The following is a 9,297-nucleotide window of genomic DNA, read 5'->3' as shown; positions in this document are numbered from 1 at the left end:
TCCCACCCCGCTGCGCCCTGCGCAGGAAGGCACTCCGTGGCCACTCCCGCCTCGACTCCGACCGGCTCCCTCCCCGTGCACCGCCACCCGGGCGACGCCCTGACGGCTCGCCAGCGCCTCGTCTACGTGATCGTCCTCGGCTCGCTGACCGCCCTCGGGCCGTTCACGATCGACCTCTACCTGCCGGCGTTCCCCGCGCTGCAGAGCGAGCTGAACGTGTCGGAGGCGGCGGTCCAGCTGACCCTCACCGGCACGACCCTCGGCTTCGCGCTCGGCCAGCTGGTCGTGGGCCCCTGGAGCGACGCGGTCGGCCGGCGCCTGCCGATCCTCCTGGCCACCTCGCTGCACGTGCTGGCCTGCGTCGGCGCGGCGCTCGCCCCCGAGATCGTCAGCCTCGGCGTCTTCCGCTTCCTGATGGGAGCCGGCGCGGCGGCGGGCGGCGTGGTCGCGATGGCGATGGTCCGCGACCTCTTCGGCGGACGCCCGCTGGTGCGGATGCTGTCCCGGCTCGCCCTGGTGTCGGGCCTCGCGCCCGTGCTCGCGCCGGTCATCGGCTCGCAGCTGCTGCTGATCATGGACTGGCGCGGGATCTTCGTCTTCCTCGCCGCCTACGGCGTGCTGGTCGTCGCGGCCGTCGGCCTGCTCGTCGTCGAGACCCGGCCCCGCGCCGCCCGACACGAGCGCGAGCACCGCTCGCTCGTGCGGCGCTACCGGGCCGTCCTCAGCGACCGCGTGTTCCTCGGAGTGGCGGTGATCGGGGGCATGACCTTCGCCGGCCTGTTCACCTACCTCTCCAGCTCCTCGTTCCTGTTCCAGGGCCTCTACGGATTCGACGCGCAGCAGTACGGGCTGCTCTTCGCCGTGAACTCGCTCGGCGTCGTCCTCGGCGTGCAGGCGTCCTCCTACCTCAGCCGGAGGATCGGGCCGCAGTGGATCCTCGCGATCACGACGCTGACGCTGTTCACCTCCGCCGGCCTGATCGCCCTCTTCGACGTGCTCGGGCTGGGGCTCTGGGGCACGCTCGTCCCGCTGTGGTTCTTCATCGCGTCCTGCGGCTTCAGCTTCCCGTGCGTGCAGGTCCTCGGCCTGGTCAACCACGGCCGGGAGGCGGGGACGGCCGCGTCGCTGCTCGGAGCGGTCAACTTCGGCACCGCCGGACTGCTGTCGCCGATCTCGGGGGTCTTCGGCGCCGGCTCGGCCGTGCCGATGGCCGTGGTGATGATGGCGACGGCGACCGTGTCGATCCTGGCGCTCTGGCTGATCGTCCGGCCGAGGAGCGTCCCGGCGCTGCAGGACTGAGCGCTCGGCTCCGGGTCCCGGCGATCCGGCAGGCCCCGCTCCTGCGGCTCCTCGCGGGCGTTCCGGCCCCCGCTGGATCCGCTCCCGAGCGCCGCTGCTACAGTCCCCTCCCATGTCCTCCCGCGACTCCTCCGCCCTGCTCGCCGAGCTCTCCGACCCCGACCGCGACGTCCGCCTCCGCGCGGCGATGACCCTGGGCGAGCTCGCCGAGCCCGCCACCGCCGAGCCCCTCGCCGCGCACCTGTGGGAGGAGCCGGACTTCTTCGTCCGCGACGTGCTCACCTGGTCGCTCGGCCGCCTCGGCTCCGCCGCCGTCCCCGTCGCCCGCGAAGCGCTCGGCCGCGAGCCCCGAGTGCGCACGCAGGCGCTGCACGTGCTCAGCAAGATCCTCGACCCGGCGACGCTCGACGACATCGCCCCGCTGGCCGCCGACTCCGAGCCCGCCGTCGCCGCGAAGGCCCGCTTCGCGCTGGGCCGCCTCGGCGACGAGCGCGCGCTGCCGGTCCTGCTCGGCCTGCTCGGCGACGACGACGCGGAGGCGCAGAACGTGCTCACCGACGTCCTCGCCTCCTTCGGCGCCGCGGCCGTCCCCGGTCTGGAGCAGGCCCTCCGCGAGGGGTCCGCGCCGGTCCGGCGTCACGCCGCTGCCGCACTCGGCTACCTGGGCGACGACGCGCGTCCTGCCGTCGACGCGCTGGACGGGGCCGCCGGCAGCGATGACTCCGCGCTCGCGGTCTCGGCCGTGATGGCGCTCGGCTCGATCACCGGTCCCGACGCGGCCGCCGCCCTCGAACGGGCCTCCGCCTCGGACGACTCCCGCGTGAGCGCCGTCGCCGCGCGGCTCCTCGCCCGCTCCTCCGAGCCGACCCGGCTCGACGCCCTCCGCGCCGCCCGCCTGGCCCGCGCGGCCGGCTGAGCCGCGCCGCGAGACCCCCGCGGGGGAAGGCCGGGCATCCGCACGGCCGGTCGAACCGTGCCACGAACCCGGCGCACGGACGCCGGGCTTCCGAACCGTCGGCCGAGCCGCCCCGCAACCCCCAGCGGGGGAACGCCGGGTGACGGCATCATGTCCGGATGGATCACCGCGACGACCGCCTGTCGACCGAGCCCGGAATCGCGCGCCCCGACGCCGTCCAGCGTGCGCGGATGCGCGAGCAGGTGCCGTCCGACGACGTCGCCGCCCGGCTGCTGACGAAGGAGGCGGCCCACCGGGTCTCCCGCCGCTGGCCGCTGATCTCCGCGTCGCTCGCGATCCTGCTCACGGTGCTCCTCGCCGTGCTGATCGCCTTCCGCCCCACCTCGGCCTTCCGCTTCGACGTGGAGTGGATGGACGAGATCGTCGAGCACCGCTCGCCGGTCTGGGACATCCCGGCCCTCGTCATGAACACGGTCGGAGCGGGGCTCGTCGGCACGACGCTCATCCCGCTCGGCATCGTCGCCGTGCTGCTGGTGTTCCGCAGGCGGTGGGCCGCGCTCTACTACGCGATCGCCGCGCTGGTCAGCGTGGGCGCCACCCAGCTCGTCAAGGAGCTGGTGGGACGCGCCCGCCCGGCCGACATGCTCGTCACCAGCGACTACGGCTCCTTCCCGTCCGGCCATACCGCCAACGCGGCGACGACGGCGATGGTGCTGGCCCTGGTGTTCCCGCTGCTGTGGGTCTGGATCGCGGGCTTCCTCTACACCGTGGCGATGATGGCGAGCCGCACCTATCTCGGTGCCCACTGGCTGAGCGACACCGTCGGCGGCCTGCTGCTCGGGATCGGCGTGGCGCTCGTGGTCTGGGCTCCGCTCGCCGGCCGCCTGCGCACCGAGGCCGAGCTCCCGCACCCGCCGATCTGGATCCGCCGCACCACCTGACCGGCGCAGTTCTCTTCGCGCGAGGGCTTCGAGACCCTCAGGATCGGCGCCCGAGGAGCGCGGAGGCTCGCCGATCAGCCGAAGGCGGCGAGGGAGTCGAGCTCGTTGAAGGTGTAGACGTGCAGGCCCGCGAGGCGGTCGCCCGCCGCCGCTTCCAGGCGCGCGACGAACGCGGACGGGTCGAAGCGGCGTCCGCGGAGGAGCCCGCCGGCCACCGAGGTGCTCCGCTTCAGGAAGCCGAGCGAGGAGCCCACTCCGATCCGCGCGCCCAGCGTCAGCAGCCGCGAGCGCTCGACCGGCCCCGGCACGCCCGCCCACAGATCGGCCGTGATCCCCGTCTCGCGGAGCCGATCGGCGTAGCGGACCACCGCGTCCACGTCGAAGCACATCTGCGTGACGATCGAGCGGATGAACGGAGCGCGCTCGCGCAGGTGCCGCTCGATGCTCTCGTCGGAGAGGTGCGGGTGGCCCTCGGGATAGCCTGCGATGTCCAGGGCCAGCCCGGGTGAGATCTCGCGGGCGTCGCGGATGAGCTCGAGGCTCGTGGAGTAGGTGCCGGCCGCCGAGGACGCGTCGCCCGAGATCACGAACGCCTCGTCGATCCCCGCCTCGCCCATCCGCTCGAGGACCCGCTCGAGTGCGGCGCGGCCCTCGACGTTCCGCGCCGCCAGGTGGGGCACCACGCGGAACCCGCGCCCGGCCAGCGCGACCGCGCCGTCCACGGTCCGCTCGGTCCCGTGCTTCGGCAGGCTCGTCACGGTCAGCGTCACCGCGGAGGGGTCCGGGAACGCTCGCGCGGCGCGCTCGCCGATGTCGTCGGCCGGGATGATCTCGAAGCGCGCGCGGGTCATCGGCCCAGCCTGCCACGCGGAGACGGCGCGGCGCGGGTGGTGGCCGCAGCCGCACGAGTGTCGGAGGGGCGCCCTAGCCTGGAGCCGATCGCCGCCCGGTGATCGCGGAAGGAGTCGCGTGTACCTGGAGTCCGGCCGCGTGGTCACGAGCCCCACCGACCTGTCGAACTGGGCGGCCTGCGAGTGGGCCGTCCTCCGCCGGTTCGACGCCCTGCTGGGCCGCGCGCCGCGCCTCGAGGCCGAGAGGGACGGGATGCTCGAGCGCACCGCGGTGCTCGGCGACGAGCACGAGCACCGCTTCCTCGCCGAGCTGAAGCGCACGCACGAGGTGCTCGAGTTCGAGCGCCCCGAGCCCGCCGGCTACCCCGCGGCGGCCGAGGCGGCCGTCGAGGCGATGCGCGCCGGGGTCGACGTGCTCTACCAGGCCACCTTCTTCGACGGCGAGTTCCTGGGCTTCTCGGACTTCCTCCTCCGCACCGCCGACGGCGCCTACGAGGTCTACGACACCAAGCTCGCCCGGCACGCGAAGATCCCGGCGCTGCTGCAGCTCGCCGCCTACGCCGAGCAGATGCAGGCGCGCGGTATCCGCGTGGGGGAGCAGGTGCACCTCGTGCTCGGCGACGGCTCCGTCACCAGCCACGAGCTGGCCGTCGTCGCCCCGGTCCAGCGGGTGCAGCGCGCCCGGCTCCGCGCCGTGCTCGACGAGCGCCTCGCCGCCGACGAGCCGCTGGAGTGGGGCGATCCGCGCTACCCCTCCTGCGGACGCTGCTCCGTCTGCGCGCCCGAGGTCCAGGCGCACCGCGATCCGATCCTCGTCGCCGGGATGCGGCTCGACCAGCGGGCGAAGCTCGGGGCGGCCGGCGTGCTCACCATCGACGCCCTCGCCGAGCACGACGGCCCCGTCCCCGGGTTGAGCGCGGGCACGCTCGAGGGCCTGCGCGCCCAGGCGCGGCTGCAGCTGCGGTCGGAGTCCTCGCCGGTGCCGGCCGTCGAGGTGATCGACGCCTCCGTGCTCGCCGGGCTGCCCGCCCCTGACCCGGGGGACCTCTTCTTCGACTTCGAGGGCGACCCGCTCTACACCGAGGACAACCGCGAGTGGGGCCTCGACTACCTCTTCGGCATGGTCGACGACCAGGAGCGCTTCACCGCGCTCTGGGCGCACGACCTCGCGGCCGAGCGCCGGGCGCTCCTCGACTTCCTCGCGCTCCTGCGGGCGCGCCGGGCCGAGCACCCCCGGATGCACGTCTACCACTACGCCTCCTACGAGCGCAGCCACCTGCTCTCGCTCGCGCTCCGCCACGGGGTCGGCGAGGAGGAGGTCGACGCGCTCCTGCGCGACGGCGTCCTGGTCGACCTGTACCCGGTGGTGCGGCGGGCGCTCCGCGTGGGCTCGCGCAGCTACTCGCTCAAGAAGCTGGAGCCGCTCTACATGGGCGAGGACGAGCGGGACGCGTCCGGCGTCACGAACGCCGCCGACAGCATCGAGATGTACGTGGAGGCGCGCGCCGCACAGAGGGCCGATCCTGCCGAGGGGCAGCGCGGGCTCGACCTCGTCGCCGAGTACAACGCCTACGACTGCCGCTCCACGCTCCGCCTGCGCGACTGGCTCCTGGAGCTCGCTCCGCCGCGCGAGGAGCTGCCGCCGCTGCTCGAGGTCGAGATCCCCGTGCCCCGCGAGCCGCACCCGGTCGCGGTCGCCCTGCTGGCGCAGGTCGAGGGGATCGAGCCGCGCGAGCGCACGGCCGACCAGACCGCGCTCGCCCTCGCCGGCGCGGCGATCGACTACCACCGCCGCGAGGCCAAGACCTTCTGGCAGGAGCACTTCGACCGCCTCCGGCAGCCGCTGGACGAGTGGGCGGACACCCGCGACGTCGTGATGATCGACCGGGTCGAGGTCGTCCGCGACTGGGCGAAGCTCCCGCGCGCCCGCACGCAGTCGCGCGAGCTGCGGATCTTCGGCCGGCTCGCTCCCGGCAGCCGGCTCGGCACCGGCTCGTCGCCGTACCTGGTCTACGAGGCCCCGGCGCCCCCTGGTGCGCCCTCGCCCGGTCCCGGTCTGCGCGGCGCCTCCGAGCGCTCCGAGATCCTCGCGGTCTACGACGACGGGGAGCGGATCGTCCTGCTCCTCAAGGAGGGCCTGAAGGCGGGGGAGGATCCGCACGACGACGCTCCGGTCGCCCTCGCCCCCGCGCCGCCGCCGCGCGCCGCGCCCCAGCCCGAGGCGATCGCGGAGTGGGGCGGCGAGGTCCTCGACGCGCTGCCCGCGATGCTGGCCGACCCGGCGCTCGACGTCCTCCGCCGCGTGCCGCCGGGAGCCGTCGCTCCGGTGCAGGGCGACGACGTGATCGGCGCGGTCGTCACCACTCTGCTCGGACTCGACCGGGCGACCCTCGCGGTGCAGGGTCCGCCCGGCACCGGCAAGACCTACGTCGGCTCCCACGTGATCGCCCGGCTGGTGAACGAGCACGGCTGGCGCATCGGCGTGGTCGGCCAGTCGCACTCGGTGGTCGAGAACGTGCTGAGCGCCGTCGTCGGCCGCGGCGTCGATCCCTCCCGCGTGGCGAAGGTGCCCAAGAACGGCACGCCGCCCGAGGCGCTCGCGGCGGCGCCCTGGGCGCCGGTGAAGAACGCGGCGGCACTCACCGCGGTCCTCGAGGAGGGCGGCGGCTGCGTCATCGGCGGCACCGCCTGGACCTTCGCGAACCCGGTCACCGTGCCGCGCCGCTCGCTCGACCTCCTGGTGGTCGACGAGGCCGGGCAGTTCTCGCTCGCCCCGACGATCGCGTCGGCCGTCTCCGCCCAGCGGCTGCTCCTGCTCGGCGATCCGCAGCAGCTGCCCCAGGTGAGCCAGGGCGCGCACCCGGAGCCGGTCGACGAGTCGGCGCTCGGCTGGCTCGCCGACGGGCACGACGTCCTCCCGCCCGAGTACGGCTACTTCCTCGCGCAGACCCACCGGATGCACCCGGCGCTCTCCGACGCCGTCTCCGAGCTCTCCTACGAGGGCGCGCTGCGGTCGCGGGCGCCGCAGGTGCGCCACCTGGAGGGGGTCGAGCCGGGCGTGCACTCCGTCCCGGTCGAGCACGCGGGCGACACCACCTCCTCGCCGGACGAGGCGAGGCGTGTCGTCGAGATCGCCCTCTCCCTCGTCGGCCGCGCCTGGACCGACGAGCACGGCGAGCGGACGCTGACCGCGGCCGACGTCATCGTCGTCGCGCCCTACAACGCCCAGGGCGGGCTCCTCCGCACCGCCCTCGACGCCGCGGGCCTCGAGGAGACGCCGGTCGGCACGGTCGACCTCTTCCAGGGCAGGGAGGCGGTGGTCGCCATCGTGTCGCTCGCCGCGTCCTCCGGGGCCGACGTCCCGCGCGGAATGGAGTTCCTCCTCCTGCCCAACCGCCTGAACGTCGCGGTCTCGCGCGCGAAGTGGGCGGCGTACCTGGTGCACTCGCCGGCGCTCGCCGCCTCGCTCCCGACCTCGCTGACCGGCCTCGGGCACCTCTCCGGCTTCCTCCGCCTGCTCGAGCAGGGGGAGCGGGCCGCCCCGTGACGGATCCGGTGGCCGGAAGGCGCGCTCCGCTCCGATTCCGTCGGTGCTCGGCATGGTGGACGACGCGATCCGTCGCTACGGTGTCCCCATGAGAATCCTCCTGGTCGGCGCCGGCGGCGTCGGCGACGCCTTCGCGAAGATCGCCGCGCGCCGCTCCTTCTTCGAGCAGATCATCGTCTGCGACTACGACCTCGCTCGCGCCGAGCGCACGGTCGCCTGGATCGCGGACCGGCACGGTGCCGACGACCGCTTCGTCGCCGCGCGGATCGACGCCTCTGACGCCGAGAACGTCGAGACCGTCGCCCGCGCGCACGGGGCGACCCACGTGATGAACGCCGTCGAGCCGCGCTTCGTCCCGACGATCTTCGCCGGAGCGCTCGCCGCCGAGGCCGACTACCTCGACATGGCGATGAGCCTCTCGCTCCCGCACCCCGAGCGGCCCCACGAGCTGACGGGGCTCAAGCTCGGCGACGAGCAGTTCGCCGCGGCGGAGGAGTGGTCCTCCCGCGGCCGCCTCGCCCTGGTGGGCATGGGCGTGGAGCCGGGACTCTCCGACGTCTTCGCCCGCTACGCCTCCGACCACCTCTTCGACGAGATCGACGAGCTCGGAGTGCGCGACGGCGCGAACCTCGTCGTGCACGACGCGGACGGCCGCGAGATCTTCGCTCCGTCCTTCTCCATCTGGACCACGATCGAGGAGTGCCTGAACCCGCCGGTGGTGTTCGAGCGCGACCGCGGCTGGTACACCACCGTCCCCTTCTCGGAGCCGGAGGTGTTCGAGTTCCCCGAGGGCATCGGCCCGGTCGAGTGCGTGAACGTCGAGCACGAGGAGGTGCTGCTGATGCCGCGCTGGCTCGACGCCAAGAAGGTCACCTTCAAGTACGGCCTCGGCGAGCAGTTCATCGGCGTCCTGCGCACCCTCCACCTCCTCGGCCTGGACAGCACCGAGCCCCTGCGGGTCCGCTCGGCCGGCGGTCCCGTCGAGGTCTCGCCGCGCGACGTCGTCGCCGCCGCCCTGCCCGACCCAGCCGGCATCGGCCCGCGGATGACGGGCAGGACCTGCGCCGGCCTCTTCGTCTCCGGCACGAAGGACGGCGCCCGCCGCGAGGTGTACCTCTACCACGTGAGCGACAACGAGTGGACGATGGCCGAGTACGGCACCCAGTGCGTGGTCTGGCAGACGGCGCTCAACCCGGTGGTCGCGCTCGAGCTCCTCGCGACCGGCGTGTGGACCGGCGCCGGAGTGCTCGGGCCGGAGGCGTTCAGCGCCGACCCGTTCCTCGAGCTGATGGCCCGCCCCGAGGCCGACGGCGGGTACGGACAGTCCTGGCACGTCCGCGAGGACTGACCGGCGCCGCCGACCTAGGCTGAGCCCATGAGTGACGACGACGGGCTCGCCTCGGCGAGGGACGAGGCGCGCGCGGCCCTGGAGGCCGCCCGCCGACTGCAGGCGGAGGCCGCCGAGGCCCTGGCGCGAGCGGAGGCGGCGGCCGCGGCGCTGAACGCGGCGGCCGGCCCGGAGGAGGCGGAGGCCGTCGCGGACGACGTGCGGCTGGTGGCGGCGTCGGGGAGCGGAGCGGAGCAGTCCGCTGCTCCCGTTGCTCCGGACGCCGTCGCTCCGGACGCCGTCGCTTCCGGCCCGATCGCTCCGGATGCAGATGCTCCGCCCGCCAGTCCTGGCCGATGCCGCGGGTGCGGGCGAGCAGCGCGTCGGGCGCGGTGCCCGGAGTGGCGAGGCCGGAG

General features: G+C 74.4%; 6 protein-coding genes and 1 pseudogene. 6 read left to right on the top strand and 1 reads right to left on the bottom strand.

Annotated elements, in window-relative coordinates; genetic code table 11:
• Nucleotides 1-36: 36 nt before the first annotated feature.
• The 3 genes from C5B92_RS16515 to C5B92_RS16505 all read left to right on the top strand — a co-directional run bounded on the left by C5B92_RS16515 (nt 37) and on the right by C5B92_RS16505 (nt 3,156).
• On the top strand, nt 37-1,299 hold the full coding sequence (locus C5B92_RS16515; RefSeq protein WP_104340762.1) for a multidrug effflux MFS transporter: 1,263 nt from the start codon (nt 37-39) through the stop codon (nt 1,297-1,299).
• A gap of 112 nt (nt 1,300-1,411) precedes the next feature.
• A complete protein-coding gene (locus C5B92_RS16510; protein ID WP_104234526.1) occupies nt 1,412-2,215 on the top strand; it encodes a HEAT repeat domain-containing protein in 804 nt (267 codons plus the stop codon).
• 158 nt (nt 2,216-2,373) lie between these two features.
• Nucleotides 2,374-3,156, top strand: coding sequence for a phosphatase PAP2 family protein (locus tag C5B92_RS16505; protein ID WP_244229597.1), 783 nt, complete (start codon nt 2,374-2,376; stop codon nt 3,154-3,156).
• Between the two features lie 74 nt (nt 3,157-3,230).
• Here the strand turns inward: C5B92_RS16505 and C5B92_RS16500 are convergent, their stop codons facing one another.
• On the bottom strand, nt 3,231-4,007 hold the full coding sequence (locus tag C5B92_RS16500) for a methylenetetrahydrofolate reductase (RefSeq protein ID WP_104256685.1): 777 nt from the start codon (nt 4,005-4,007) through the stop codon (nt 3,231-3,233).
• A gap of 118 nt (nt 4,008-4,125) precedes the next feature.
• On the opposite strand from C5B92_RS16500, the gene C5B92_RS16495 reads away from it, so the two are divergent.
• The 3 genes and pseudogenes from C5B92_RS16495 to C5B92_RS17570 form a co-directional block, all read left to right on the top strand.
• The gene (locus tag C5B92_RS16495) at nt 4,126-7,554 is read left to right on the top strand and encodes a bifunctional RecB family nuclease/DEAD/DEAH box helicase (protein ID WP_104350603.1); all 3,429 of its coding nucleotides are present in this window, start codon (nt 4,126-4,128) and stop codon (nt 7,552-7,554) included.
• Nucleotides 7,555-7,642: 88 nt separating this feature from the next.
• Nucleotides 7,643-8,902, top strand: coding sequence for a saccharopine dehydrogenase family protein (locus tag C5B92_RS16490; RefSeq protein WP_104350604.1), 1,260 nt, complete (start codon nt 7,643-7,645; stop codon nt 8,900-8,902).
• 27 nt (nt 8,903-8,929) lie between these two features.
• Nucleotides 8,930-9,297 (top strand): annotated as a pseudogene (locus tag C5B92_RS17570) (hypothetical protein); the annotation flags it as partial.

It is taken from the genome of Rathayibacter sp. AY1A4 (genome assembly GCF_002930955.1).
Taxonomy (GTDB): domain Bacteria; phylum Actinomycetota; class Actinomycetes; order Actinomycetales; family Microbacteriaceae; genus Rathayibacter.
Note: the sequence above shows the minus strand (reverse complement) of the source record. Positions and strands in the feature narration are given on the sequence as shown.

Coding starts and splice junctions, on each gene's coding strand:
- C5B92_RS16510 (WP_104234526.1), top strand. CDS start 1,412: ATGTCCTCCCGCGACTCCTCCGCCCTGCTCGCCGAGCTCTCCGACCCC.
- C5B92_RS16490 (WP_104350604.1), top strand. CDS start 7,643: ATGAGAATCCTCCTGGTCGGCGCCGGCGGCGTCGGCGACGCCTTCGCG.
- C5B92_RS16505 (WP_244229597.1), top strand. CDS start 2,374: ATGGATCACCGCGACGACCGCCTGTCGACCGAGCCCGGAATCGCGCGC.
- C5B92_RS16500 (WP_104256685.1), bottom strand. CDS start 4,007: ATGACCCGCGCGCGCTTCGAGATCATCCCGGCCGACGACATCGGCGAG.